This window comes from Actibacterium pelagium (genome assembly GCF_002285415.1).
Lineage (GTDB): Bacteria > Pseudomonadota > Alphaproteobacteria > Rhodobacterales > Rhodobacteraceae > Actibacterium_B > Actibacterium_B pelagium.
On the sequence record NZ_NSBU01000004.1, the window covers coordinates 545,537 to 571,112 of the forward strand.

General features: G+C 59.3%; 23 protein-coding genes. 12 read left to right on the forward strand and 11 right to left on the reverse strand.

Annotated elements, in window-relative coordinates:
- Positions 1-54: 54 nt before the first annotated feature.
- On the reverse strand, positions 55-357 hold the full coding sequence (locus tag CLM58_RS02865; RefSeq protein ID WP_095594386.1) for an HNH endonuclease: 303 nt from the start codon (positions 355-357) through the stop codon (positions 55-57).
- 93 nt (positions 358-450) lie between these two features.
- Here CLM58_RS02865 and CLM58_RS02870 point away from each other — a divergent pair, with 93 nt between their 5' ends.
- Together CLM58_RS02870 and CLM58_RS02875 are read left to right on the forward strand one after the other, a co-directional pair.
- A complete protein-coding gene (locus CLM58_RS02870) occupies positions 451-1,773 on the forward strand; it encodes a mechanosensitive ion channel family protein (protein WP_095594387.1) in 1,323 nt (440 codons plus the stop codon).
- Positions 1,770-2,963 carry a TIGR03862 family flavoprotein gene (locus tag CLM58_RS02875; RefSeq protein WP_095594388.1) on the forward strand — a complete coding sequence of 398 codons (1,194 nt, stop codon included), beginning with the start codon at positions 1,770-1,772 and terminating at the stop codon, positions 2,961-2,963. Before CLM58_RS02870 ends, CLM58_RS02875 begins: the two co-directional genes overlap by 4 nt.
- Here CLM58_RS02875 and CLM58_RS02880 read toward each other — a convergent pair whose 3' ends face one another.
- From CLM58_RS02880 to CLM58_RS02890, 3 genes are all read right to left on the reverse strand, one after another.
- Positions 2,964-4,028, reverse strand: coding sequence for an NAD-dependent epimerase/dehydratase family protein (locus CLM58_RS02880; RefSeq protein ID WP_095594389.1), 1,065 nt, complete (start codon positions 4,026-4,028; stop codon positions 2,964-2,966). It abuts the gene before it with no gap.
- A 344-nt stretch (positions 4,029-4,372) separates the two neighbouring features.
- Positions 4,373-5,560 (reverse strand): acetyl-CoA C-acyltransferase, encoded by a 1,188-nt coding sequence (locus CLM58_RS02885; RefSeq protein ID WP_095594390.1) that lies wholly within the window; start codon positions 5,558-5,560, stop codon positions 4,373-4,375.
- A gap of 14 nt (positions 5,561-5,574) precedes the next feature.
- Positions 5,575-6,324, reverse strand: a complete 750-nt coding sequence (locus CLM58_RS02890; protein ID WP_095594391.1) for a 3-hydroxyacyl-CoA dehydrogenase — start codon at positions 6,322-6,324, stop codon at positions 5,575-5,577.
- Between the two features lie 107 nt (positions 6,325-6,431).
- On the opposite strand from CLM58_RS02890, the gene CLM58_RS02895 reads away from it, so the two are divergent.
- Positions 6,432-7,415, forward strand: a complete 984-nt coding sequence (locus tag CLM58_RS02895) for an AraC family transcriptional regulator (protein ID WP_095594392.1) — start codon at positions 6,432-6,434, stop codon at positions 7,413-7,415.
- Here CLM58_RS02895 and mutT read toward each other — a convergent pair.
- From mutT to CLM58_RS02910, 3 genes are read right to left on the reverse strand one after another with little or no spacing between them, the layout of a single operon-like run.
- Positions 7,410-7,808 (reverse strand): 8-oxo-dGTP diphosphatase MutT, encoded by a 399-nt coding sequence (gene mutT / locus CLM58_RS02900; RefSeq protein ID WP_095594393.1) that lies wholly within the window; start codon positions 7,806-7,808, stop codon positions 7,410-7,412. The genes CLM58_RS02895 and mutT overlap by 6 nt on opposite strands.
- Positions 7,805-9,151, reverse strand: a complete 1,347-nt coding sequence (gene argJ, locus CLM58_RS02905; protein WP_095594394.1) for a bifunctional glutamate N-acetyltransferase/amino-acid acetyltransferase ArgJ — start codon at positions 9,149-9,151, stop codon at positions 7,805-7,807. The genes mutT and argJ overlap by 4 nt, the downstream gene beginning before the upstream one ends.
- Positions 9,152-9,166: 15 nt before the next feature.
- Positions 9,167-10,036 (reverse strand): peptidylprolyl isomerase, encoded by an 870-nt coding sequence (locus tag CLM58_RS02910; RefSeq protein WP_095594395.1) that lies wholly within the window; start codon positions 10,034-10,036, stop codon positions 9,167-9,169.
- Between the two features lie 188 nt (positions 10,037-10,224).
- On the opposite strand from CLM58_RS02910, the gene secA reads away from it, so the two are divergent.
- Positions 10,225-12,885, forward strand: coding sequence for a preprotein translocase subunit SecA (gene secA / locus CLM58_RS02915; protein WP_095594396.1), 2,661 nt, complete (start codon positions 10,225-10,227; stop codon positions 12,883-12,885).
- Positions 12,886-12,954: 69 nt separating this feature from the next.
- Entirely contained in the window at positions 12,955-13,803 is an 849-nt protein-coding gene (locus tag CLM58_RS02920; protein ID WP_095594397.1) for a sulfotransferase domain-containing protein, read from the forward strand.
- 6 nt (positions 13,804-13,809) lie between these two features.
- On the opposite strand, the gene radC is transcribed toward CLM58_RS02920, so the two are convergent.
- The 3 genes from radC to dnaK all read right to left on the reverse strand — a co-directional run bounded on the left by radC (position 13,810) and on the right by dnaK (position 17,746).
- A complete protein-coding gene (gene radC / locus CLM58_RS02925) occupies positions 13,810-14,571 on the reverse strand; it encodes a RadC family protein (protein ID WP_095594398.1) in 762 nt (253 codons plus the stop codon).
- 42 nt (positions 14,572-14,613) lie between these two features.
- Positions 14,614-15,753, reverse strand: coding sequence for a molecular chaperone DnaJ (gene dnaJ / locus CLM58_RS02930; RefSeq protein ID WP_095594399.1), 1,140 nt, complete (start codon positions 15,751-15,753; stop codon positions 14,614-14,616).
- Positions 15,754-15,823: 70 nt separating this feature from the next.
- Positions 15,824-17,746 (reverse strand): molecular chaperone DnaK, encoded by a 1,923-nt coding sequence (gene dnaK / locus CLM58_RS02935; protein WP_095594400.1) that lies wholly within the window; start codon positions 17,744-17,746, stop codon positions 15,824-15,826.
- A 210-nt stretch (positions 17,747-17,956) separates the two neighbouring features.
- Between dnaK and CLM58_RS02940 the strand changes: the two genes are divergently transcribed.
- Complete coding sequence (locus CLM58_RS02940; protein WP_373286813.1) at positions 17,957-18,550, forward strand: alpha-ketoglutarate-dependent dioxygenase AlkB family protein; 594 nt, start codon at positions 17,957-17,959, stop codon at positions 18,548-18,550.
- On the opposite strand, the gene CLM58_RS02945 is transcribed toward CLM58_RS02940, so the two are convergent.
- Positions 18,551-19,396: an ABC transporter permease gene (locus tag CLM58_RS02945; protein WP_095594401.1), complete on the reverse strand. Its 846-nt coding sequence runs from the start codon at positions 19,394-19,396 to the stop codon at positions 18,551-18,553.
- Between the two features lie 117 nt (positions 19,397-19,513).
- On the opposite strand from CLM58_RS02945, the gene cysQ reads away from it, so the two are divergent.
- The 6 genes from cysQ (at position 19,514) to CLM58_RS02975 (ending at position 25,518) form a co-directional block, all read left to right on the forward strand.
- Positions 19,514-20,311: a 3'(2'),5'-bisphosphate nucleotidase CysQ gene (cysQ, locus tag CLM58_RS02950; protein ID WP_095594402.1), complete on the forward strand. Its 798-nt coding sequence runs from the start codon at positions 19,514-19,516 to the stop codon at positions 20,309-20,311.
- Entirely contained in the window at positions 20,311-21,111 is an 801-nt protein-coding gene (locus tag CLM58_RS02955) for a 3-deoxy-manno-octulosonate cytidylyltransferase family protein (protein ID WP_095594403.1), read from the forward strand. Before cysQ ends, CLM58_RS02955 begins: the two co-directional genes overlap by 1 nt.
- On the forward strand, positions 21,108-22,283 hold the full coding sequence (locus CLM58_RS02960) for a glycosyltransferase family 2 protein (RefSeq protein WP_095594404.1): 1,176 nt from the start codon (positions 21,108-21,110) through the stop codon (positions 22,281-22,283). The genes CLM58_RS02955 and CLM58_RS02960 overlap by 4 nt, the downstream gene beginning before the upstream one ends.
- Before the next feature lie 156 nt (positions 22,284-22,439).
- On the forward strand, positions 22,440-23,330 hold the full coding sequence (galU, locus tag CLM58_RS02965) for a UTP--glucose-1-phosphate uridylyltransferase GalU (protein ID WP_095594405.1): 891 nt from the start codon (positions 22,440-22,442) through the stop codon (positions 23,328-23,330).
- 6 nt (positions 23,331-23,336) lie between these two features.
- On the forward strand, positions 23,337-24,320 hold the full coding sequence (gene galE / locus CLM58_RS02970) for a UDP-glucose 4-epimerase GalE (RefSeq protein ID WP_095594406.1): 984 nt from the start codon (positions 23,337-23,339) through the stop codon (positions 24,318-24,320).
- Positions 24,280-25,518 carry a glycosyltransferase family 4 protein gene (locus CLM58_RS02975; RefSeq protein ID WP_095594407.1) on the forward strand — a complete coding sequence of 413 codons (1,239 nt, stop codon included), beginning with the start codon at positions 24,280-24,282 and terminating at the stop codon, positions 25,516-25,518. The genes galE and CLM58_RS02975 overlap by 41 nt, the downstream gene beginning before the upstream one ends.
- The last annotated feature ends 58 nt before the right edge of the window (positions 25,519-25,576 follow it).

Here is a 25,576-nt window from a genome sequence, read left to right on the forward strand (position 1 = left end):
GGCCCTCCTGACCGTCAGCTTAGCGCGGATTTTTCTGGGCTGGTGTGATCTGGCTCAACGTTGGCGGCGTTTCCCGGGGGTTTTCGAATGAAACGCCGGGGGGCGTTTCTGCACCCACTTTATGAATTTGGCCAACCTTGGATGTGCTTGAAGCGCCTCGATCGTATGAAAGTCCCGGGCGAGTTCCGTTTCGGTCAGGGTGGCGTGAATCTCGTTGTGGCAGATCTGGTGCAGCAGGACCGTTGGCCCGCCCTTGCCGCCGCGCAGCCGCGGAATAAGGTGATGCAGGCTTTGCTTGGCCTCGGGCGGAATCGGGCGGCCGCAAAGGGGGCAGGCAGGCAAGTTTTCCTGTGGCATCTGGTGGTGAACTCTTGCGATAGTCGGTTTCGGGTGTAACACCCGTCCTAATAAGTGATGTGGGCCCACTGGCTGGCAAGGAGGTTCTGTTCGATGGAAAACCAACCTGAAATCATTCAGAAAGCGCTGGGCTTTGCCGAGCAAGGTAAAGAGATCGCGCTAGAGTGGCTGACCAGCCCCGCCGCCTGGTCGCAGTTCGGGTTGCTGGTTGTGGCGTTCATCGCGGCACTTTTGCTGACGCGCCGGGCCTCGCCCATTATTTCCAAATGGCTGACCCCGCCCGAAGAACAGACGCATTTCATTGCCCGCAGCCGTCGGTTCCTGTTGCAGTTCCTGCCCCTGTTGATGCCGCTTCTGGCCTATGTCTTCACCGGGATCGGTGAGGGGATTGTCCGGTCGATCTTTGAAACAGGTGCAGTAATCGCCTTTGGCAAACGGGTGTTCATGTTCCTTGCGGTCCGCATTCTGGTCAAAGACATCCTGAACGACGGATTCCTCAAGCTTTTGGGCCGCTACGTCGCGTTGCCCTTGGCCGCTGTCTACGCCGTTGGCCTGATGGAGCCGTTGATCGCCTATCTGAACTCGCTGAAGTTCACCTTGGGCAATATCACCATTTCGTTGATGGCGCTGATACGTGGCGCGGTGGCGGGTGGCATCCTGTTCTGGCTGGGCCGCTGGTCGAACGACCAATCCGCCTCTTACCTCAAATCGCAGGACCAGATGCGCCCCGCGACGCGCGAACTGGCGATCAAGGCCAGCGAGATCGCAATTTTCGGCGTCGCCTTCCTGTTGCTGATGAACATCATGGGCATCAACCTGTCGACCCTTGCGGTTCTGGGTGGTGCGATTGGTGTTGGTCTGGGTTTTGGCCTGCAAAAGATCGCGTCGAACTTCATTTCGGGGATCATTCTGCTGCTGGAAGGGCAGGCCACTGTCGGTGATTATGTCGAGCTGGACGGGGGCGAAGCCGGGACGATCGTGAAGATGACCTCTCGCGCGACCATTCTGGAGACCTTCGACGGTCGGTGGATCGTCGTCCCGAACGAGGATTTCATCACCACGCGTGTCGTGAACTATTCCGATGCGGGCAGTGCCAACCGGTACGAGGCACCGTTCTCGGTCAGCTATGACACCGACATCAACAAGCTTCCCGAGATCATCGAGACCGCTGTGGGCAAGCTGGATTTCGTGTTGCAAGAGCCTGATGGCCCCGACTGTGAACTGCGTGGCTTCGGTGACAGCGGTATCGATTTTGCGGTGGAGTTCTGGGTCGAAGGGATCGACGACGGCCAGAACAAGTTCACGCCGAAAGTGCTGTTTGCCATCTGGAATGCCCTGAAAGAGAACAATATCGAAATCCCCTATCCGCATCGCGTGGTCGAATTCAAAGGCACGCCGCCGCAGGCAACGTCTTGACCGACGCGCTTGTCATTGGTGCAGGCCCCGCCGGGCTGATGGCGGCCGAGGCTTTGGCCAAAGCGGGCCGAAAGGTCGTCGTGGCCGAGGCCAAGCCTTCGGTCGGTCGCAAGTTCCTGATGGCGGGCAAATCAGGGCTGAACCTGACCAAGGACGAGCCTTTCGATGCGTTCTGCACCGCGTTTGATCCGGCAAGCCCTTTACTTCCGATGCTAAACGCTTTTGGCCCCAAGCAGGTGCAGGACTGGGCCCGCGATCTGGGGCAAGAGGTGTTTACCGGATCCACGGGCCGCGTCTTTCCCAAGGTGATGAAGGCCTCGCCCCTGCTGCGGGCGTGGATGGGTCGGCTGGATGGGCTTGGCGTAACGGTGCACACCCGCTGGCGTTGGCAGGGCTGGGATGGGGCCGAGGCCCTGTTCGATACGCCAGACGGTCGGCAGACCCTGCGCCCGAAGGTGACAGTGCTGGCGCTTGGCGGGGCAAGCTGGGCGCGGTTGGGATCAGACGGGGTTTGGGTCGATCATCTGGCGGGCGCGCCGATTGCGCAGTTTCAATCGGCCAACATGGGGTTCCGGGTCAACTGGTCCCCGCACATGCAGAAACACTTTGGCCAGCCGGTCAAAGCCGCAGCCCTGCTGGTGGATGGCAAGGCCCATCGCGGTGAGTTTGTCATCTCGGAACGCGGGCTAGAGGGCGGCGGGATCTACGCAATCTCGAAACCCCTGCGTGAAGGCGCGACGCTGGCGCTGGACCTGTTGCCGGATCTGACATCCGATCAAGTTGCCGCCCGCCTTTCGCGTCCGCGCGGTAAGGCCAGCATGTCGAACCATCTGCGCAAGGCCTTGCGGCTTGATCCGGTGCGCATTGCGCTGTTGCAGGAATTCGCCCGTCCTTTGCCAGAAGGCGAAGACCTGGTGGCGCGCCTGAAGCACCTGCCTGTCCCTCTGCAAGGACCGCGTCCGATGGACGAGGCGATCTCGGTCGCGGGCGGTGTGTCTTGGGACGGGTTGGACGCAGGTCTGATGTTGACCAGCCGCCCCGGTGTCTTTTGCGCCGGAGAGATGCTGGACTGGGAGGCGCCAACCGGCGGGTACCTTCTGACCGGCTGTCTGGCGACGGGCCTTTGGGCCGGGCAGCACGCCGCCGCAAGGGTGGCCGGAACCGATGTTCCCGGCACGCCCGTTTCCTGATCAGACCTTCCTGAGCTGGCCTGAGTCGATCATCTGCTGGAACATCTCTTCCATTGATGTACGCAGGGGCCGATAGGACAGGCCAAGCTCTTTCAAGGCTTTGGAATTGTCGGCCCGGAAGGGCACGTTCACATTGCGCTCGACAGCTTTGCGGGTGACGCCGTCGCCGACCATTGGGCCGATCAGCCAGGCCAACCACTTGGGAATTGGGCGGGTCGGGATAGGGTAGTCGGCGCCAAAGGTGTCACGCAGTTCTTGCGACATGTCGAACAAGGTTGTCTCATGCGCCGAGATTATGTTGCGCCCGTTAGCCTGAGGGAGGAATCCAGCAGCCAGATGCGCCTGCGCAAGGTCGCGTACATCGACAACGCCAATGCCCCATTTCGGCGCACCCGTTTTCATGGAGCCGTCGCCCATCTGACGCAATATATTAAAGCTTTCCGATGTCGGCCTGTCCTGCAGCGCCGGACCGATTACAAGGCTGGGGTTGATGACGACCAGTTTCCACTGACTTTGCGCTTCGGCGATTTTCCACGCTGCCTTCTCGGCCAGCGTTTTGGAATAGCTGTAGGCGTTGTGATTGATCGATGAAGAGGTGTTCCAGACGCTTTCGTCCAAACGACCACTCGGCGCATTGGCGCAGTCGATCGTGTCGCCATAGATCGCGGCACAGGACGAGGTCAGGACTACGCGTTCGACTGACGGGGTCTTGTTGGCCTGTTCCAGAATGTTTTCGGTGCCTTTGACTGCAGGCTCAATCAGATCCTTCTGGGGGTCCTTCACGTTGATGTTAAAGGGCGAGGCTGTGTGGAACACAGTTGCGCAGCCGTCCATCGCTTCGGCGTACGAGCCCTCTGCCAGCAGATCAGCCGCGAACAGTTTCAAAGTGCCAGAAGAGGCCTCTGCAATTTCGGTCAGGTGTTTCACCTTTGCGGCATCATCCGGGTTGCGAACAGGGGCGTGAACAGTGGCCCCGGCTTCAAGCAGGCCTTTGACGATCCAGCCAGCCACATAACCAGTGGCCCCGGTCACCATGACGGGTTTTGAGGTGTCGATCGTGAACATAGCGGGATCCTTCAGAAGCAGACGTTTTGGGAAGGGAAAGATGCGCGAGGATTTAAGCCGCGCGGTTGGAGCACTGAGGTGTTGGTTATGGTCCTGATCCTTGTTCTTTTCGCCTTCGTTGAGTGGACTATACGACAAACCCAGAGAATTTCACGCGCGGATCGTGCCAACCGTATATCGAAGGGCGCCAGGCTGTGGTGAGTGTTTCTGGTGAATCAGTTCAGCAACTGGTCGCGAACGTCTGCCGGGGTGCGACCGGTACAGCCTTGGAAGGCCCTATAGAACGAGCCCGGATTCTGAAATACAAGGTCTGGCGGGCGCGTTGAACGCCCGCCGAAAAGGGATCAGTTCATAAGTTCAACGGCAATGGCGGTGGCCTCGCCACCCCCGATGCAAAGCGAGGCCATGCCTCGTTTCAGGTCGTATTTCTGAAGGGCTGCCAACAGGGTCACCATGATCCGCGCGCCAGACGCGCCGATGGGATGGCCAAGAGCACAGGCGCCGCCGTGGACGTTGACCTTGTCATGCGGCAGGTCCAGCGACTTCATCGCGGCCATGGCGACGACGGCGAAGGCCTCGTTGATCTCGAACAGGTCAAAGTCAGATCGCGACAGGCCGATCTTCTGCTCTAGTTTTTCGATAGAACCGATGGGCGCTGTCGGGAACAGGTTCGGTTTATCCGCATGGGTCGCGTGGCCAAGGATGCGGGCGATGGGTGTCAGCCCCCGCTTTTCGGCCTCGGAAGCGCGCATCAGAACCAGCGCCGCCCCGCCGTCCGAAATCGAGCTAGAGTTTGCAGGCGTCACCGTGCCGCCATCGCGGAAGGCGGGCTTCAACTGGCGGATCTTGTCCAGACGGGCCTTTAGGGGCTGTTCATCGTCAACCACAGTGCGGGCCGTGCGGGTTTTGACCTCTACCGGCACGATCTCGGCTTCGAAGGTTCGGTCGGTGATCGCTTTCGACGCGCGTTCCAACGAAGCGATGGCATAGTCGTCCTGCGCTTCGCGAGTGAACTGATAGCTTTCGGCGCAGTCTTCGGCGAAGGTGCCCATCAGGCGGCCGCGGTCATAGGCGTCCTCCAACCCGTCAAGGAACATGTGGTCCATGACCTTGCCGTGGCCCAGACGATAGCCGCCGCGCGCGCGGTCCAGCAGGTAAGGCGCTCGGGTCATGCTTTCCATGCCGCCGGCGACCATGATGTCGGTCGACCCCGCAAGGATCATGTCGTGGGCGAACATCGCCGCCCGCATGCCAGAGCCGCACATCTTGTTGATCGTCGTGGCGCCAGCCGACAGCGGCAGGCCCGCACCTAGCGAAGCCTGCCGTGCCGGGGCCTGGCCTTGGCCTGCGGGGAGGACGCAGCCCATGACAACCTCGTCGATCTGGTCGGGGGAAAGGCCCGCGCGATCCACCGCAGCCGCAATCGCGGCGGCGCCCAGATCAGCGGCGGGGACAGTTTTGAAATCTCCGTCGAACCCGCCCATGGGCGTACGGGCAGAGCCAACGATGACAATCGGATCAGATGCAGACATGTTCGTCCCTTTCCCTATTTGGGGGCCATGCGCAGGGCGCCGTCGACGCGGATGACCTCGCCGTTCAGCATGCGGTTGGTGATGATGTGCTTGGCCAGTGAAGCATATTCTGCAGGATTTCCAAGCCGTGCCGGGAAGGGCACGCTGGCGCCAAGGCTGTCCTGAACCTCTTGCGGCAGGCCAGCCAACATCGGTGTGCCAAAGATGCCCGGCGCGATGGTCATGACGCGAATGCCGGACGAGGCCAGCTCACGGGCCGCCGGCAGGGTCAGGCTGGCGACGCCCCCTTTCGAGGCCGCATAGGCCGCTTGCCCGATCTGGCCGTCAAAGGCGGCAATAGAGGCGGTGTTGATGATCACGCCGCGCTCTTCGTCCTCGCCCGGTTCGTTCTTGGCGATGGCCTCTGCCGCGAGGCGCAGCATGTTGAACGTGCCGACCAGGTTGATGTTGATCGCACGGGCAAAGGTTTCCAGCGCATGGGGGCCTTTGCGACCGTTGATCTTCTCACCCGGCGCGATCCCGGCGCAGTTGACCAGACCGTGCAGGGCACCAAAGGTCGACACGGCCGCGTCGACACAGGCCTGTGCATCCTCGGCCGACGTGACGTCGGTTTTCTGGAAAACGGTGTTTTCTGCCATCTCGGCCGGTGCGTTGATGTCGGCGATGACGACTTTAGCGCCCTCGGCCACCAAAGCCTCTGTTACGGCTGCGCCCAAACCTGACGCTGCGCCTGTCACGATGAATACGCGATCACGGATATCCATGTTGCCTCCTTGATACCGGTGATTTTGGATCAGTCTACGGCAGAAGTGACTTGCAAGTGATGATAATTCGCCTCAATTCTATGAGCGATTTTGCAAGTATCAGGCCCATGACAAAGAAACCCATCTCCGCCGATTTCGTGACCGAGGCGTTGGGCTGCGCGGTCCGGGCGGGTGTGGATACGGCGGCTTTGATGGCCGCGGTGGGAATGCGGTTTCCGCCCAAGGGTCATTACAGCGCCGAAGAGTTCGGGCAGTTATGGCGGGCCTTGGCGGTTGAGATGGGGGATGAGTTCTTCTGTCTGGGCGACCGCCCGATGCGACCCGGGGCCTTTGCGTTAATGAGCCAATCCACCCTTAGCGCCCCCACCCTGCGGGTCGCGCTGAAGCGTATTCTGAAGTTCATGGCCGTGGTGCTGGATGAACCCTATGGGCGTCTGACGGTCGAGGACGGGCAGGCGGTCATTCGATTGACGGACCATGCGCGGGATCGGTCGGCCTTTGCCTATCGTACCTATTGGATCATCGTGCATGGGCTGACCTGCTGGCTGGCCGGGCGCAGGTTGCCACTGCTGCGGGTCGATTTCGCCTGCCCAGAGCCCGTGCAATACGAGGACTATCGCCAGTTCTTCGGGGCTCCGGTGCAGTTCGACGCAAGCCAAAGCCTGCTGGCGTTTGATGCCCGACATCTGGATATTGCCCTGTCCCGGACCGAACGCGAGCTAAAGGGGTTTCTGCGCAAAGCGCCTGCGAACATCCTTGTCGGCTATGTGCATGACACCGGCTTTCAGGGGGAAGTCACACGGATTTTACGGGCCACGCCTCCGCGGGACTGGCCCCGCTTTCATGAACTTGCCGCGCAGTTGAAGACCAGCGTGCCGACCCTGCGGCGCAATCTGGCGCAACAGGGGACCTCGTATCAGGATATCAAGGATACCTTGCGCCGCAGCCGTGCCAGAGCCTTGCTGAAAGAGACGTCTCAACCCGTTGAAGACATCGCAACAGAGTTGGGGTTTTCCGAGCCGAGCGCCTTTTATAGGGCCTTCCGAAAATGGACAGGACAGACGCCCGACCAATTCCGGCGTGGATTATAGCCAGTCACGCAGGATCGGGATCAGCGGGATATCGGCGGGCGGCATCGGATAGTCACGCAGCGCCTTGGGGGCGACCCATTTCAGGGTTTGCCCTTCCTTGGGCATGGGGGTGCCCTCCCACTTGCGGCAGGCAAACAACGGCATCAGCAGGTGAAAGTCGTCATAGCTGTGGCTGGCGAAGGTCAGGGGCGCAAGGCAGCTTTGCCATGTGTCGATCCCCAGCTCTTCGTGCAGCTCGCGGATCAGAGCGTGTTCGGGGGTTTCGCCCAACTCGACCTTGCCACCGGGAAACTCCCACAGGCCGGCCATCGACTTGCCTTCGGGGCGTTGTGCCAACAGCACCCGCCCGTCGACGTCGATCAGCGCAACCGCTGACACCAGAACCGTTTTCATGAGCGATAGTCCGCGTTGATCTCGATGTAGCGTTTGGTGAAGTCACAGCTCCATGCCTTTGCCGCGCCATCGCCAAGGCCAAGGTCAACGTTGATGACCAGTTCCGGCTGTTTCATGTAGGCGGCACCGGCCTCTTCGGTATAGCTTTGCGCGACCCAGCCCTTCTCGGCGACAAGGATATCGCCGAAACGGATGGTGATCTCGTCACGGTCTGCCTTGGCGCCGGACTTGCCGATCGCCATGACGATGCGGCCCCAGTTCGGGTCTTCGCCAGCGATCGCGGTTTTCACCAGAGGCGAGTTTGCCGTGGCCATCGCCACAAGACGGGCGTCGGCATCGTCTGCGGCCCCGGTGACCGAGACCTCGAAGAACTTCGTGGCGCCTTCACCGTCTTTCACCACCAGATGCGCAAGGTCCATCATGACGGTGCGCAGACCGGCCTCGAACGCGGCGGCGTGTGGGTCGTCAAGCGAGGTGATCGGGGTCGCCCCGCTTTGGCCTGTTGCGGCCATCAGCAACGTGTCAGAGGTCGAAGTATCGCCATCCACGGTGATCGAGTTGAAGGTCGCATCGGTCAGGCGCGACAGCATCGCCTGCAGCGGTTCACGGTCCACGGCGGCATCGGTGAAGATATAGACCAGCATTGTCGCCATATCCGGCGCGATCATGCCAGAGCCTTTGGCGATGCCGTTGATGCGCACCTTGGTGCCGTCCAGATCGACCTCTGTTGTCGACAGTTTGGCGAAAGTGTCGGTGGTCATGATCGCCTCTGCGGCGCCCATGATCCCGTCAGGGGACAGGGTGTCGACCAAGTCCTGCACTTTCGAGGTGATGCGATCATGCGGCAGACGCACGCCGATCACACCGGTCGAAGAGGTAAAGACCCGTTCTGCCGGAAGACCGGTGGCCGAGGCAACGGCCTCGCAGATGGCGGCGACAGAGCCGTCTCCGGCACTGCCCGTAAAGGCGTTCGAGTTGCCAGAGTTCACGATGATCGCCGCGCCTTCGCTGCTGTCGATCCCGATCTTGGCTTCGCAATCCAGAACGTTGGCAGACCGCGTGGCAGAGCGTGTGAACACGCCCGCGACGGTCGAGCCCGCATCCAGTTTGGCCAGCATCACATCTTTGCGGCCTTGGTATTTCACCCCTGCCGCAAGCGCGCTGAACTGAACCCCCGCCAGTGGCGGAAGCTCCGGGAATTCTGTCGGGGCCAAGGGCGACACTTGGGGTGCCGGTTTCGCCGAGGTTTCCTTGCGCAGATCCTTCAGCTTGCCACGCAACTTGCGCAGCTTTTTCTTCAGCTTCTTGATCTCGGATTTCGGGGTATCACTGTCCTTGGCCATGCGGGACGCTCCTGATTAGTTCTGCAGCAATTCCATATTACGAATGGCGGCAGGGTCAATCTCTTGTGCAGAGACTCGGGTCACAGTCGCAGAGGCGGCGATGTCTTCAACCGCGTCTTCGACAGCGGCTTGCTCTACCTCGGCAGCCAGTTGGTCGCGCATTTCGTCCAGCGTCGGCACGGGGGTATCGCGGGTGTCGTTCAGCTTGATCACGTGCCAGCCGAACTGGGTCTGAACCGGCGCAGAAATCGCGTCTTTTTCCATCGCGATCACGGCCGCTTCGAACGGCTGAACCATCATGCCTTTGCCGAACCAACCCAGTTGGCCGCCATTCGGACCAGAAGGGCCGGTGGATTTCTCTTTTGCCAGTTCTGCGAAATCGGCGCCGCCGCTCAGCTCTTCAACCAGTGCTTTGGCTTCTTCTTCGGTTTCGACCAGAATATGCGAGGCGTTGAACTCTGGCTCGGGCGCGACGTTGGCGAAGCGCTGATCATAAAGAGCCTGCACTTTCTCGTCGGTGACAATGCCCTCAGAGACCTTCGACAGGGCCTCACCGGCGCGCAGCGCGCGGGTTTGGTTTTCAATCACCAGACGCGCGACGACCGACAGATCCTCGGCCGAGGTCTGGGCGACGGCCTCTTCCCGGATCAACTGGTCCAGAACCGCCTCGTACAGCACGTCATCTGGCAGGTTGCGATAGTTCTGCGGCAGTTGCGCCGCGGACAGGATCATGTGGCCCAAGGTGATTTCGGTCTCACCCACAGTGGCAACGACCATGCTGATATCAGGTGTGGCTGTCGCCGTTTCTGCGTCCTGCGACAAGGCAGGGACGGCCATCAGGCAAACCGCGGCAGGCACAGCGAGGAATTTCAGGGGATTTGGCATATAGGCCACTCCTTTTTCCGCCCGACAGGGGGGCGGCGTTGACACTCTATAGACAGGCGCTTACATCGCTTTGGGTTAGTTTGCGCCCGAGCTTGAACTATTTTCCTGAACCTACCTAAGGGTCCACGTGAATCAGGACAAGAGAGCGCAGATAAAGAAGCCGTCAGTCGCGTCCGATCGGAGAGAATATGCTGGGCCTAGGAACACTCGCCAAATCCGTTTTTGGCACCCCAAATGATCGCAAGGTCAAAGCGACCCGTAAGATCGTTGACGAGATCAACGCGCTGGAACCAGAGTTCGAAGCCCTGAGCGACGAGGGCATCATTGCCAAGACGCACGAGTTTCAGGAACGCGCCAAGGGTGGCGAAAGCCTTGAATCGCTGCTGCCCGAAGCCTTTGCAAACTGCCGCGAGGCCGCGAAGCGGGCGCTGGGCCTGCGTGCCTTTGATACCCAGCTTCTGGGCGGGATCTTCCTGCACGAGGGCAATATCTCGGAAATGAAAACCGGTGAGGGTAAAACCCTTGTGGCGACCTTCCCGGCCTATCTGAATGCGCTGACCGGCAAGGGCGTGCACATCGTTACCGTGAACGACTATCTGGCCAAGCGTGACAGCGACTGGATGGGTAAGGTCTATGGTGCGCTGGGTCTGACCACTGGCGTGATCTATCCGCAGCAGCCCGAGGACGAAAAAAAGGCGTCCTATCAGGCCGACATCACCTATGCGACCAACAACGAGCTTGGCTTCGACTATCTGCGCGACAACATGCGCTCGTCGCTGGCCGACATGGCGCAGCGTCCGCATCACTATGCGATCGTGGACGAGGTCGATTCGATCCTGATTGACGAGGCACGGACGCCGCTGATCATCTCTGGCCCTGCTGACGACCGGTCGGAACTGTATATCGCGATCGACCAGATCATCCCCGAAGTCACCGAAGAGCACTTTGATCTGGACGAGAAAAGCCGCAGCGTGACCTTCACCGAGGAAGGCAACGATTTCCTTGAGGCGCGTCTGCACGAGGTTGGCATCCTGCCCGAGGGCCAGTCGCTGTACGATCCCGAAAGCACCACGATCGTGCACCACGCGACCCAAGGTCTGCGTGCGCACAAGCTGTTCACCCGTGACAAGGACTACATCGTCAAGAATGACGAAGTTGTTCTGATCGACGAATTCACCGGCCGTATGATGTCGGGGCGCCGCCTGAACGAGGGCCTGCATCAGGCGATCGAAGCCAAAGAGCGCGTTTCGATCAAGCCCGAGAACGTCACGCTGGCCTCGGTCACTTTCCAGAACTACTTCCGTCTTTATGAAAAGCTGGCTGGTATGACCGGGACGGCCCTGACCGAGCAGGAAGAATTCCAGGAAATCTATGGTCTTGGTGTGGTCGAAGTGCCGACCAACCGCCCGATCGCGCGCGAAGACCAGAACGACAAGGTCTATCGCTCGGCGCAGGAAAAATACCAGGCCATCGTCGAAGAGATCAAAAATGCCAACGAGAACGGCCAGCCGATCCTTGTGGGTACGACCTCGATCGAGAAATCCGAAGTGCTTAGCAACCTGCTGAAACAAGCTGGCGTGAAGCATAACGTTCTGAACGCCCGTCACCACGAGCAGGAAGCGCAGATCGTTGCAGACGCCGGTCGTCTGGGCTCTGTGACCATCGCGACCAACATGGCGGGCCGCGGGACCGACATTCAGCTGGGCGGCAACGTCGAGATGAAGGTGATGGAGGCGCTGAACGCGGACCCCGAAGCCGATCCCGAAGAGCTGCGCGAGAAGATCGAAGCCGAACACGCGGGCGAGAAGGAAAAAGTGCTAGAGGCCGGTGGCCTGTTCGTTCTGGCGACAGAGCGTCACGAATCCCGTCGTATCGACAACCAGCTGCGTGGCCGTTCCGGCCGTCAGGGTGACCCGGGTCGCTCTGTCTTCTTCCTAAGCCTCGAAGACGACCTGATGCGCATCTTCGGGTCCGACCGTCTTGAAAAGGTCCTGACCACGCTTGGTCTGGAAGAGGGCGAATCCATCGAACACCCGTGGGTGAACAAGTCGCTGGAGCGCGCGCAAGCCAAGGTCGAAGGCCGCAACTTTGACATCCGGAAACAGCTGCTGAAGTTCGACGACGTGATGAACGACCAGCGGAAAGTGGTCTTTGGCCAACGCCGCGAGATCATGGAATCCGAGGATGTCTCGGAAATGGTCACCGACATGCGTCACCACGTGATCGACGATCTGGTTGATCAGTTCATCCCCGAGAAATCCTATGCAGACCAGTGGGATATCGACGGTCTGGATGAAGCGATCCGCGAAAAGCTGAACATCGAAACCGCCGTGAAAGACTGGGCCGCTGAAGAGGGGGTCGACGATGATGACATCGCGGAGCGCCTGTACAAAGCGTCGGATGAGGCGATGGCGAAGAAGGCTGTCGATTTCGGTTCCGAGCGGATGCGCAATGTCGAGAAGCAGATCCTTCTGCAGATCATCGACGAGAAATGGCGCGAGCACCTGCTGACGCTGGAACACCTGCGTTCGGTCATCGGGTTCCGTGGCTATGCACAGCGCGATCCGCTGAACGAGTACAAGCAGGAAAGCTTTGCCCTGTTTGAAAGCATGCTGGACAGCCTGCGTACTGACGTGACCCAGAAGCTGGGTCAGGTGCGGATGCTGACAGAGGAAGAACAGCAAGCAATGGTCGCACAGATGGCGGCGCAGGCGACCGCAGCTCCGGCAGGAGACGCGGCCCCGGGCTTTGACGAGAATGACCAAACGACATGGGGCAACCCAAGCCGGAACGATGTCTGCCCCTGCGGATCAGGCAAGAAGTTCAAGCATTGCCACGGCAAGATCTAGTCAACTGATGTTCTTTCCCGGCCTCATCGGCGCGATTCCTGCAGGTTCCCATTTTTGTCGTTGGCCGAAATGAAGAAGCAGTTTGTCTTGGGAATCGGAGCTCAGAAGGCGGGAACATCGTGGCTATCCGCGCGACTGAGAGCTGAAGAGCATTACAAAGTTGGCAAGCTGACCCAAAAGGAGCTTCATGTTTGGGATGCCCTTGAGATTCCAGAGCAACGCAATTGTCTGGTAAGAAAGAAACTCTTCGCTTCAAGACGGCATCGGCTGCTTTGGTCGATGCAAAATACCGAAGGGTTCTACTTTGACTACTTTTCCGCCTTACTTCAGGAAGGTGGGTTGGCGGCAGATATTACCCCCTCGTACAGTGGCCTGTCTTCGAAAACACTAAAGAATATTGAAAGTCGGTTTGCCGCCAGCGGGATCGATTTTTCAGCAATTTTCATAATGAGAGACCCGGTCAGCAGGTGTGTCTCGGCGTTCAACATGAACCACGGACGCCTGAGGGCGGGGAAGAGCCAAGAAGGAGTCTTGTGTGACGATGATCATGACCAAGCCTTCCGCGACTACTTTGTTTCTTCACATGCCACCTTTCGGACCCGCTATGAGCAGACGTTATCCACGATGCGTGAGTCTTTTAACCGGGAGCAGATGGCAGTTAACCGGGAACAGATGGCAGTCTTCATTTATGAGACGCTTTTTTCGCGACCGGAACAGCAAAGACTTCAGGATTTTCTAGAGATTTCAGATCGTCCGGATTTCGTGAAAGTTCGATCCAACGTCGCGAAGAAGAAGCTATCGCTTGGTGAAGAGGTGCTCTGTGAGTGCGCTCAGCATTTTAAGGTGACATATCAAGCTATTGAGAAAGATTTTCCTGAAACCCGAACCCATTGGTCTGGTTGGAAGTACCTTTCTTAACTCGATTCAAAGGTAGCCGTCCGCGCGGAAGCTTAGTTCCTGAGATTTCCCGATAATCAGGTGGTCGTGCAGCGTTAACCCAAGCGCCTGCGCGGCCTCGTCGATTTGGCGGGTCATGTCGATGTCGGCACCAGACGGCGTGGGATCGCCCGACGGGTGATTGTGCACCAGAATGATGGCCGAGGCGTTCAGTTCCAACGCCCGTTTCACCACTTCGCGGGGATAGACCGGCACGTGATCAACGGTGCCCTGAGCCTGTTCTTCATCGGCGATCAGCACGTTCTTGCGGTCAAGGTACAGGACCCGGAATTGCTCTGTCTCTCGGTGGGCCATGGTGGTGTGGCAATAATCCAGCAGCGCGTCCCAGCCTGATACCACGTGGCGCTGCAACACCTTGGACCGCGCCAGACGTTGCGCTGCGGCCTCGACGATCTTCAGCTCGCATATCACCGTGTCACCGACGCCTTTGACCTCTTTCAACCGGTGTTCGGGGGCCGAGAGCACCCGGTTGAAGTCGCCGAACCGGTCCAGAAGTAGCCGTGTCAAAGGTTTCACATCTTGCCGGGGGATGGCGCGGAACAAGACCAGTTCCAACATCTCGTAATCCGGCATCGCCTGTGCGCCACCTTCCATGAAACGCTGGCGCAGTCTTTTGCGGTGATCGCGGATGTAAGAGGGAAGCCGCTCCCCCTGCTTCAGTTTGGGGGCGGCAATTTCGCCTTCGAAAAGTGGTAAAGGCTGGTCTGAAAATGCATCGGGCCGGCTCATAGGCCGACCCTTGCAAATCATGGTGAACAGGGGGTTAACCGATCAGCTGGTCATCCCGTCCCAGAAGCTTTTGACCTTCGAGAAGAAGTTAGAGCTTTCGGGGCTGTTGTTTTCGCTGAGCGCTTCGAACTCGCGCAGCAGCTCTTTCTGTTTGCCGGTCAGGTTGACCGGGGTTTCCACGGCCAGTTCGATATACATATCGCCGACGCCGCCACCACGCAGGGCAGGCATGCCCTTGCCACGCAAGCGCATCTGTTTGCCGGATTGGCTGCCACCGGGCACCTTGACCCGGCTGCGACCGCCGTCGATCGTCGGGACCTCGATGTCGCCGCCAAGGGTGGCGCTGACCATCGAAACAGGGACGCGGCAGAACAGGTTCACACCGTCCCGTTCAAAGATCTGGTGATCCGAGACATTGACGAAGATGTACAGGTCGCCTTGCGGGCCACCGCGCATACCAGCCTCGCCTTCGCCCGCCAGACGGATACGTGTACCGGTTTCAACACCCGCCGGGATGTTGACGGACAGCGAGCGTTCCTTGTGTACACGCCCCTCACCACCGCAGGACTTACAGGGGTTCTGGATGATGTGGCCGATGCCTGAACAGGTTGGGCAGGTGCGTTCGACGGTGAAAAAGCCTTGCTGCGCACGGACCTTGCCCATGCCCGAACATGTCGGACAGGTCGATGGTTCCGAACCGCTTTCAGACCCGCTGCCGTTGCAGCTGTCGCAGGGCGATGAGCCGGGGACCGAGATGGTCTTTTGGGCGCCGTTGAACGCCTCTTCCAAGGTCACGCGCAGGTTATAGCGCAGGTCTGAGCCGCGCTGCGCGCGTTGACGCCCGCCACCGCGACCGCCGCCCATGAAGTCACCGAAGAGATCGTCGAAAACGTCCGAGAAGGCAGAGCCAAAGTCGCCGTGACCATGGCCACGACCAGCGCCCGCGCCTGTACCGCCTTCGAACGCGGCATGGCCGAAACGGTCATAGGCCGCTTTCTTTTCTTCGTCCTTCAGGATGTCATAAGCCTCGTTCACTTCTTTGAACTGGGCTTCAGCATCCGGGTTGTCCGAGTTCCGGTCGGGATGGAGTTCCTTGGCCTTGCGGCGATAGGCTTTCTTCAGCTCATCCGCCGTCGCGCCCTTACTGGCACCCAGAACCTCGTAATAATCGCGCTTTGCCATGGGGTCTCCCTAGGTAAGAACGCAAAGGGCCGATCCTGTGATCGGACCGGCCCCTTGGTTAAGGTTGCGCTTAACGCTTGTCAGCGTCGTCCAGGTCCTCGAAGTCGGCATCGACGATGTCATCGTCCACGCCCTGCGGGCCTTCTTCGCCGTCGAACTCAGGATCGGTTTGACCGGTGGCTTCCTGCTGCGACTTGTAGATGGCTTCGCCCAGCTTCATCGAGGCTTCCATTACGTTCTGGATGCCGCCTTTGATCTTGCCGGCGTCGTCTTTCTCCAGATCGTCTTTCAGAGCCGCGATAGCCAGTTCGATGGCTTCGATGGTGGTCGGGTCGACCTTGTCGGAATGCTCTTCCATCGACTTCTCGGTCGAGTGGATCAGGCTTTCCGCTTGGTTCTTGGCTTCGACCAGCTCTTTACGCTCTTTGTCGGCCTCGGCGTTGGCTTCGGCTTCGTTGACCATCTGTTCGATCTCTTCCTCGGACAGACCGCCAGAGGCTTGGATGGTGATCGACTGTTCTTTGCCGGTGCCTTTATCCTTGGCCGCAACCGAAACGATGCCATTGGCGTCGATGTCGAAGGTGACCTCGATCTGCGGCAGGCCGCGCGGTGCTGGCGGGATTTCTTCAAGGTTGAACTGACCAAGCAGTTTGTTGTCGGCTGCCATCTCGCGCTCACCCTGGAACACGCGCAGGGTCACGGCGTTCTGGTTGTCTTCGGCGGTCGAGAAGACCTGAGACTTCTTGGTCGGGATGGTGGTGTTGCGGTCGATCAGGCGAGTGAAGACACCGCCCAGGGTTTCGATACCCAGGGACAGCGGGGTCACGTCCAGAAGAACAACGTCTTTGACGTCGCCCTGCAGAACGCCGGCCTGAATGGCTGCACCCATGGCAACAACTTCGTCCGGGTTCACGCCTTTGTTCGGCTCTTTACCGAAGAACTTGGTTACTTCTTCGATGACCTTCGGCATACGGGTCATGCCGCCAACCAGAACAACTTCGTCGATCTCGTCGGTCGAAACGCCTGCGTCTTTCAGCGCCGCTTGGCACGGTTTGATCGAACGCTTGATCAGGTCGCTTACCAGGCTTTCCAGCTTGGCGCGGGTCAGCTTCATGACCATGTGCAGCGGCGTGCCGCTGTTGGGGTCCATGGCGATGAACGGCTGGTTGATCTCGGTCTGCTGGCTCGAGGACAGCTCGATCTTGGCTTTCTCGGCGGCTTCTTTCAGACGCTGCAAAGCCATCTTGTCAGCGGTCAGGTCGACGCCGTTCTCTTTCTTGAACTCGTCAGCCAGATACTGAACGATGCGCATGTCGAAGTCTTCGCCACCCAGGAAGGTGTCGCCGTTGGTCGACTTTACTTCGAACAGGCCGTCGTCGATTTCCAGAATGGTCACGTCGAAAGTACCACCACCAAGGTCATAGACCGCGATGGTTTGGGTTTCTTGCTTGTCCAGACCATAGGCCAGCGCCGCAGCGGTCGGTTCGTTGATGATCCGCAGAACTTCCAGACCAGCAATCTTACCGGCGTCTTTGGTCGCCTGACGCTGTGCGTCGTTGAAATAGGCCGGAACGGTGATGACCGCTTGGGTCACGTCTTCGCCAAGATAGGACTCGGCGGTTTCTTTCATCTTCTGCAGGGTGAAGGCAGAGATCTGAGCAGGGGAGTACTTCTCACCCTTCACTTCGACCCATGCGTCGCCGTTACCGCCGTCTACGATGGCGTAAGGGACGATCTTCTTATCCTTCTCGACTGCCGGATCGTCAGCACGACGGCCGATCAGACGCTTCACAGCGAAAATGGTGTTTTCAGGGTTGGTGACCGCCTGACGTTTTGCAGGCTGGCCGACCAGACGCTCTTCATCCTTGAAGGCGACGATCGACGGCGTGGTACGCGCACCTTCCGCGTTCTCGATAACGCGGGGCTGCGAGCCGTCCATGATTGCAACACAAGAGTTGGTGGTCCCCAGGTCGATCCCGATGACTTTGGCCATAATACTTACCTCTTCTTCGGCGATGATGTGGCATCCAGACCCTGATAAGGCGTGCCAGATACCGATCCCAAAATTTGCGCCGGAGGCCTCCCCGGCAATGCTTCTCGGCGTATATAAGGAGGGGTCCACGAGGCTGCAAGTTGGACTCCGGAAGGAAAATGAGGTTTCGGGTTGAAAAAATCAGGGAAAGAAACGGAAACGGCACCTGATCTGACGATCAGAGGGGTAGAACTGTACCAGCAGTTGCTGAATCGCCCGGCGCAAGAGGCGCTGGTGGCTGATCTGCGCGAGGTCATTCGGGCCGCACCACTGTTTTCGCCCATGACGCCCTATGGCAAGCCGATGAGCGTTCGTATGACCTCGGCCGGAAGCTGCGGGTGGGTTTCGGACAGGTCCGGATATCGGTACGAGCCGCGCCATCCAAGCGGCGTGGGCTGGCCGCCGATCCCCGCTTCTGTTCTGGCAATCTGGGATTTGGTTTCGGGAACAGAAACCCAGCCCGATTGCTGCCTGATCAACTTTTATCAGGAAGGCGCCCGCATGGGGCTGCATCAGGATAAGGATGAGGCCAGCTTCGACTATCCGGTTGTCTCGGTTTCGTTGGGTGATGAAGGGATGTTCAGGATCGGCAACGTGACCCGAGGCGGATCCACCGAGAGCGTCTGGCTGAAATCTGGCGACGTGGTGGTGATGGGCGGTGATGCCCGTCTGATCTATCACGGTGTCGATCGCATCCGGCCGCAAAGCTCTACCCTGCTGCCCAAGGGTGGCCGCATCAACCTGACACTTCGCGTTGTTCGGTAATCAGCGCGTGGCACCCCAGCTGAGTGACACCTGCTGTCGGGTGTAGAACTCTCCGATAAAGCCGATGGTCAGCATCACCAGCGCCAGTATCAGCGGGTATTCCCAGTTGGTATAGCGCGGTGTGTAGTTTAAAAACGCCTCTCCGCGTGCCTGATCAATGGCATGGAACAGTGGGTTCCAATCAAAAAGCGCCCGCCGGTCGCCGGGCAGCGAATTTGCCAGAAACATCTTACCGGAACTGAACATGTTGATCCGTTGATACAGTGTCTGGGCAATCCCGATGATCCGTGGTGCCCAAGGTTGCATCGCCTTGGCAAACAATCCGATGCCGACGCCAGCAAACCATCCCAACAGGAAGAATATGAAAAACCCGATGAAGTTATCGAAGTTCAGCGGCTTCCAAGCGCAGTGATAGACCGCCAGAATAAAGCTCATCCCCAGAAGTTGGGTATACAACTCCCCCAATCCGGCACTGATCAGTAGGATCGTCGAATTGATCGGTTGGTGATTTGTCAGTGGAGAGTTCACCCCGGGTGAACTGAAGATCGCCTGAATTGCACTGTTGTGCGCGCGGAACAGAAATACCCCAGACATAACAAAGGTGATGATGTCACCCCCATTTACCGGAGAGGTTCGATCCAGACCGCCCCCTTTGCCCCGCAGGGCAGAGATGACGAACACGAAAAGCAAGATCATAATCAGGGTCTGGATCATTGATATAATGATCCCGGTCGCCGGGTGGTGATACTTGGCGCGAACGGCCTGCGCGGTCGTGACATGGATCAGCCGCAGCGTATTGAAAGCTCCGCCAAGCTTCGTCTTAGGTTGTGCGTCGTGCTCGATCATCTACCTAAATGTGTATCCCGGTTGCCTGTGACACGTCTTGCTGTATGACATTCAGCAAAGCATAAGAGCATTGCTGAAGTCTTACAATGTCAGCCACGCGCTGCGAAGGAGATCGATTTGGACTACGACAAACTGGCCACGGTCATGCGCCGCACGGCGCTGGAGGCAGGCGCAAAGATCATGGAGATCTACAACTCCGACGATTTCGAGGTGAAAACCAAGTCTGACGAAAGCCCTGTGACCGAAGCCGACGAGGCCGCCGACGCGTTGATCTCTGCCGCGTTGAAGGCGGCGTTCCCCGACACGCTGATCGTGACAGAGGAACAAGCTGACAGCCATTCTCAGCAGGCTGACACCTTCCTGATTGTGGACCCGCTAGACGGAACAAAGGAATTCGTAAAACGCCGCGGCGAGTTTACGGTGAACATCGCCTATGTCGAAAACGGCACGCCGACGCGCGGTGTGGTCTATGCCCCTGCCAAGGATCGCCTGTTCTATACGCTGGCTGACGGGTCTTCTGTCGAGGAAAGCGGCGATCTGGCGTTAGAGACCGTCGGAGAAACCACCCCGATCAACGTTTCGACCCCGGACAATTCCGCACTGACCATCGTCGCGTCGAAGTCGCACCGCGATCAGGCGACGGAAGACTATATAAACCAGTATGCGACCAAGGAATCGATCAGCGCGGGCTCGTCGCTGAAGTTCTGTCTGGTTGCGACGGGTGAGGCCGATTTCTATCCGCGACTGGGCCGCACGATGGAATGGGACACCGCCGCAGGCCACGCCGTGGTTCTGGGGGCTGGTGGTCAGGTCTTGCGGTTTGACGACCACACGCCACTGACCTACGGCAAGCCGATCTACGAAAACCCGTTCTTCATTGTCACCGCCCCCGGTGTGGAACTGAAAGAGGCCTGATGTCCTTCCTGATTGTCATCCCCGCCCGTTTCGCCTCGACCCGCTATCCGGGCAAGCCCTTGGTTGATCTGACTGGCGCGACCGGCAAAACCATGAGCCTGATCGAACGGTCCTGGCGCGCCGCCTTAGAGGTCGCCGGAAACCCGCGCGTGGTGGTTGCGACGGATGATGATCGGATCAAGGACGCGGCAGAGGCGTTCGGGGCCGAGGTCGTGATGACCTCTACCGAATGTGCGAACGGTACAGAGCGTTGCGCCGAAGCGTTCGACAAGCTGGGCGGTGGTTTCGATGTTGTGGTCAACCTGCAAGGGGATGCCCCACTGACGCCCGCTTGGTTCGTCGAAGACCTTGTCGAAGGCCTGCGCAATGATGCCGTGGCCGAGGTCGCGACCCCGGTTCTGCGGTGTGAAGGCGAAATGCTGACGGCCCTTCTTGCCGACCGCCGCGCGGGCCGCGTGGGCGGAACGACGGCCGTCTTCGGGTATGATCGCAAGGCGCTGTATTTCTCGAAAGAGGTTATCCCTTACACCGGCAAAAACTATGCCGATGACGAGCCGACGCCGGTGTTCCACCACGTTGGCGTCTATGCTTACCGCCCGTCGGCGCTTGCCGCCTATCCCCGTTGGGACAGTGGCCCGCTGGAGCAATTGGAAGGGCTGGAGCAGTTGCGCTTTCTGGAGCGTGAGCGCCCGGTTCTGTGCGTCGAGGTCGAAGCACGGGGTCGCCAGTTCTGGGAGCTGAACAACCCCGAAGACGTCCCACGGATCGAGGCCATGCTGGCCGAGATGGGATTGGAATGAACGACACGCCTCGGGTCAGTGTAGTGGTCGCAAGCCACGGCCGCCCCGAGGCATTGGCGCTTTGCCTTAAAGCGCTCCGATTTCAGACTTACCGACCGTTCGAGGTGATTGTCGTGGCCTGTGCCCAAGGGGCTAAGGCGGTCCACGACTTGCCTTTCCACGACCAGATGAAGCTTTTGGATCAGGCAGAGGGCGGCCTGTCCATCGCCCGCAATCAGGGCATTTCCGCCGCGGCCGGAGAGATCATCGCCTTTCTAGATGACGACGCGATTGCCGACCCCCCGTGGTTGGGGCGGCTGGTCGCGGGCCTGAAGGCCACTGGTGCCGCGGGCACTGGTGGCTGGGTGCGCTCCAGCAATGGAATCTCTTTCGAGTGGACCGGCGGCGCTGTGACCGACGATCTGATCTGGGATCGTGGGGTGCCGACTGTCATGGGTACCAATATGGCGTTTCGCGCGGATATCCTGCGCGACCTTGGCGGGTTTGATCCCAGTTTTGCTTACTACCTTGATGAAACAGACCTGACGCAGCGCTTGGCGAAGGCGGGGCAACTTGTCGTGCCGACCCCATCGGCTCAGGTTCATCATGCCGGGGCACCGAACGCGCAAAGGGGGCAGGGCCGCGTACCCCGCAGCCTGGCGCAGATTGGGAAAAGCGAAGCCATCTTTCTGCGTCGTCATGCTGGGGATACTTCAGCCCTTGCTCGATTGCGGGCGTGTCACCGGCAGCGGCTTTTGCGGATGATGCAAACCGGACCCATCGGACCAGAAGACGTGACGCGGCTGATGAAGGACTATGACAAGGGCGTGTCCGAGGGATCAAGCCACGCTTTGGTCCCGGTTCAGACAGCGTGGCCCGATCTGCCCGAATTCCTGCCCTTCGTCAGCCATACACCCAAGGCCCCGACCTATCTGGGTGGGCGTGTCTGGCAGCGTCGCGCAAAGCTGGAAGAGGCACGGCCATTGGCTTTGGACGACACACCCGTCAGCCTGTTCCTGTTCAGCTCCTCGACCTTGTACCATCGACGTTTCTTCACCCCTGATGGCCTGTGGATTCAGACAGGTGGCCTATTCGGACGGACAGGTCGCACCAATCCGCTTGCCCAAATGACAGGCTTTTCCTCTCGGCTTAAGAAAGAAATTACCCGAGTGGCTGAAAACTTCTCGGACTGAGAGTGCGTAAAATTTCTGCAACTGCGAGGAAATCAGGCGCGCGGGGTTGAAATGCAAGGCGAGCTATGCGGGAATGAAGGGAACGACCTTCCCCGTGCACGGCGCTCTGTTACGAGGAAGGGCTTAGACATGACGAAAGTACAAAGGCTGAAACCGATGACGCGAACGGTACGCAAGGCAATTTTCCCGGTAGCAGGGCTTGGAACGCGGTTCTTGCCAGCAACCAAATCGGTGCCGAAAGAAATCATGACCCTGGTGGACCGTCCGCTGATCCAATACGCGATCGACGAATGCCGCGCCGCCGGGATTGAAGAATTCATCTTTGTCACCGCGCGAGGGAAATCCGCGCTTGAGGATTATTTCGACAGCGCCCCAGCACTAGAGGCCGAACTGCGCAGCAAGGGTAAAACCAAGCTGTTGGACATCCTTGAAGACACCAACATGCCCTCTGGCGCGATTGCTTATATCCGCCAGCAGCGCGCTCTTGGTCTGGGCCACGCGGTCTGGTGCGCCCGTCGCCTGATCGGCAACGAACCTTTCGCCGTCGTGCTGCCCGATGACGTGATCGCGGCCGAGAAGCCCTGCTTGCAGCAGATGGTTGAGGCCTATCAGGAAACTGGCGGCAATATGGTCGCTGCCATGGAAGTTCCGCCCGAGAACGTGTCTTCCTACGGTGTGCTGGATTACAGCCGCGAAGACGGCAACCGTGTCACTGTAAGCGGGATGGTCGAGAAACCGAAGGCGGACGAAGCACCGTCCAACCTTGCCGTGATCGGTCGTTATATCCTGACGCCGCGCATCATGTACAACCTGTCCAAGATGAAAGAAGGCGCAGGCGGAGAGATCCAGCTGACCGACGCCATCGCGGATGAGATTCTGGGTGAAGGTGTTCACGGACTGCGCTTTGAGGGCCGCCGCTATGACTGTGGTTCCAAAGCTGGCTTCCTGCAGGCCACTGTTGCCTTTGGTCTGGCGCGCAAAGAACTGCGGGACGAGCTTGCCGGTTTCCTTGAAGAGTTGAATATCGCCGATATCGCGGCACAATAAGCCATCATGACAAACATCCTTGTGACCGGTGGTGCGGGCTATATCGGCTCGCACGCCTGCAAAGTGCTGAAGGCGGCGGGCTATACGCCTGTCACCTTCGACAATATCTCGACCGGCTGGGAAGAGGCGGTGAAGTTCGGCCCACTTGAGGTCGGCGACCTGCTGGATCGTGCCCGGCTGGACGAGGTCTTTACCAAGTGGCAACCCGCCGCCGTGATGCACTTCGCGGCCCTTAGCCAGGTGGGTGAGGCGATGCGTGAACCGGGGATGTATTGGCGCAACAACGTGTCGGGGTCATTGAACCTGATCGAGGCGACCGTTGCCGCCGGGTGCAAGCACTTTGTGTTCTCTTCGACCTGCGCGACCTTTGGCGATCAGGACGGGGTGGTTCTGGATGAAAACAGCGCCCAAATGCCTTTGAACGCCTATGGCGCCTCAAAGCGCGCGATCGAGGATATGCTGAAGGACTTCGAGTTCAGCCACGGTCTGCAATCGGTGATCTTCCGGTATTTCAACGTGGCCGGTGCTGATCCCGAAGGCGAGGTTGGTGAATTCCACCAGCCCGAAACCCATCTGATTCCGCTGATGCTGGACGCGATCGAGGGGAAGCGCGGAGAGCTGACCGTCTTTGGGACCGACTATGATACGCCCGATGGCACATGCATTCGCGACTATGTCCATGTGATGGATCTGGTCGCGGCGCATGTGAAGGGAATTGAATGGTTGGCCGCGGATAAGGGCAGCCGCGTATTCAACCTTGGCACCGGGACCGGATTTTCAGTGAGAGAAGTTCTGACCCACAGCCAATCGGTTACCAACCGGCCGGTTCCTCATGTCGAAGGGCCGCGACGGGCGGGTGACGCGCAGTGTCTTGTCTCTGGCAGTTCGCGGGCCCAAAGTGAGCTGGGTTGGAAGCCGACCCGCTCGACCCTGGAGACGATGATCAAAGATGCCTGGCGCTGGCACCAGAACGGCCACTACGACAAGTAACCCGCCTGCGCGGCTTCTTGACCTGACCCGGTTGATCAGCCGGGTCGGCCGTGGCGCGTTGACGGGTGTGGATCGGGTCGAACTGGCCTATCTGCGGCATCTTTCGGCAGAGCCTGTTCCCCTGTTTCTTCTGGTGAAAACACCGCTTGGCTACCTTCTGTTGCCCGATGGTTCAGGGCCAGACGTTCTGAGCCGCATCGACGAAGGGCGACCTTGGGGCGCGCTTGATCCGTTAGGCCGAGTACGCCGGAGAGGGTCATTAGAGTATCGTCAGGCGCTGGCCTATCTGCGCCGCAATGCAGTGGCGCGGTGCCGTCGGACGGGGTTGGCGCGGATGTTAAGGCAACATGTGCCGGCGGGCACTTCGGTCTTCAATGTTGGTCATAGCAATTTGGACGATACAACGCTTGGCGCGCTGCGCGAAATTGAGGGCGCGAAGATCTCGGTGCTTCTGCACGATGCGATCCCTCTCGACTTTCCTCAATATGTCGCCAAGGGGCAGCCAGAGGTATTCCTCGACAAGCTTTCCGCCGTCGCACGATATGCAGATCGGGTGATCTATAGCGCGGAATCCACGCAAAAGGACCTTGCTCGCCACTTGCGCCACCGGTTACCGGCGGTGATTGCCCCCTTGGGGGTCGAGCCTCTGATCCCCGAAGCCTTGCCCGCAGACCTGACGCCGGATCGCCCCTATTACGTGATCCTTGGCACGATTGAGGCGCGTAAGAACCATGATCTGCTACTGGATGTGTGGGAGGCCATGGGCCCGAGCCCCGAAACGCCTGCGCTTTATGTTCTTGGTCGCCGTGGCTGGCGGAATGACGATGTGCTGCAGCGGCTGGATGCGATGAAGGCCGCTGGATATCCTCTGATCGAGCGTTCCGCACTGGAGGACGGGCCTTTGGCTACCTTGCTTAAAGGTTCGCGCGGTTTGCTATTTCCAAGCTTCGCCGAGGGTTTCGGATTGCCCCCGTTGGAGGCTGCAGCGCTTAGCGTGCCTGTTTTGGCCAGCAATATCCCAGTTATGAGTGAGACTCTGCCAGAATTCCCCGTTTACCTGTCGCCCGACGACCCCTATTCTTGGCGCCAAGTAATTGAGGCATGGTCGGTAGCGCGCCCCACACTCCGGTTGCCTGACAACCTTCCAGATTGGGAAGGGCACTTCCGGATCGTCCTGAGCAAGGCTAAGGGCGCGTGACAGACAAAACCCTGACCGGAGGAGCCGTTTGGCAGGTTGGTCAACATACAGGCTGCGA

What these genes read in the sequence shown, in the direction of transcription:
- CLM58_RS02880 (WP_095594389.1), bottom strand. Translation starts at nt 4,028, where the DNA reads ATGTTCACGATCGACACCTCAAAACCCGTCATGGTGACCGGGGCCACT.
- mutT (WP_095594393.1), bottom strand. Translation starts at nt 7,808, where the DNA reads ATGAAAACGGTTCTGGTGTCAGCGGTTGCGCTGATCGACGTCGACGGG.
- CLM58_RS02890 (WP_095594391.1), bottom strand. Translation starts at nt 6,324, where the DNA reads ATGGATATCCGTGATCGCGTATTCATCGTGACAGGCGCAGCGTCAGGT.
- CLM58_RS02910 (WP_095594395.1), bottom strand. Translation starts at nt 10,036, where the DNA reads ATGCCAAATCCCCTGAAATTCCTCGCTGTGCCTGCCGCGGTTTGCCTG.
- argJ (WP_095594394.1), bottom strand. Translation starts at nt 9,151, where the DNA reads ATGGCCAAGGACAGTGATACCCCGAAATCCGAGATCAAGAAGCTGAAG.
- dnaK (WP_095594400.1), bottom strand. Translation starts at nt 17,746, where the DNA reads ATGGCCAAAGTCATCGGGATCGACCTGGGGACCACCAACTCTTGTGTT.
- CLM58_RS02975 (WP_095594407.1), top strand. Translation starts at nt 24,280, where the DNA reads ATGCCTGGCGCTGGCACCAGAACGGCCACTACGACAAGTAACCCGCCT.
- secA (WP_095594396.1), top strand. Translation starts at nt 10,225, where the DNA reads ATGCTGGGCCTAGGAACACTCGCCAAATCCGTTTTTGGCACCCCAAAT.
- CLM58_RS02945 (WP_095594401.1), bottom strand. Translation starts at nt 19,396, where the DNA reads ATGATCGAGCACGACGCACAACCTAAGACGAAGCTTGGCGGAGCTTTC.
- CLM58_RS02895 (WP_095594392.1), top strand. Translation starts at nt 6,432, where the DNA reads ATGACAAAGAAACCCATCTCCGCCGATTTCGTGACCGAGGCGTTGGGC.
- CLM58_RS02960 (WP_095594404.1), top strand. Translation starts at nt 21,108, where the DNA reads ATGAACGACACGCCTCGGGTCAGTGTAGTGGTCGCAAGCCACGGCCGC.
- CLM58_RS02870 (WP_095594387.1), top strand. Translation starts at nt 451, where the DNA reads ATGGAAAACCAACCTGAAATCATTCAGAAAGCGCTGGGCTTTGCCGAG.
- galU (WP_095594405.1), top strand. Translation starts at nt 22,440, where the DNA reads ATGACGCGAACGGTACGCAAGGCAATTTTCCCGGTAGCAGGGCTTGGA.
- radC (WP_095594398.1), bottom strand. Translation starts at nt 14,571, where the DNA reads ATGAGCCGGCCCGATGCATTTTCAGACCAGCCTTTACCACTTTTCGAA.
- CLM58_RS02920 (WP_095594397.1), top strand. Translation starts at nt 12,955, where the DNA reads ATGAAGAAGCAGTTTGTCTTGGGAATCGGAGCTCAGAAGGCGGGAACA.
- CLM58_RS02885 (WP_095594390.1), bottom strand. Translation starts at nt 5,560, where the DNA reads ATGTCTGCATCTGATCCGATTGTCATCGTTGGCTCTGCCCGTACGCCC.
- CLM58_RS02865 (WP_095594386.1), bottom strand. Translation starts at nt 357, where the DNA reads ATGCCACAGGAAAACTTGCCTGCCTGCCCCCTTTGCGGCCGCCCGATT.
- dnaJ (WP_095594399.1), bottom strand. Translation starts at nt 15,753, where the DNA reads ATGGCAAAGCGCGATTATTACGAGGTTCTGGGTGCCAGTAAGGGCGCG.
- galE (WP_095594406.1), top strand. Translation starts at nt 23,337, where the DNA reads ATGACAAACATCCTTGTGACCGGTGGTGCGGGCTATATCGGCTCGCAC.
- CLM58_RS02955 (WP_095594403.1), top strand. Translation starts at nt 20,311, where the DNA reads ATGTCCTTCCTGATTGTCATCCCCGCCCGTTTCGCCTCGACCCGCTAT.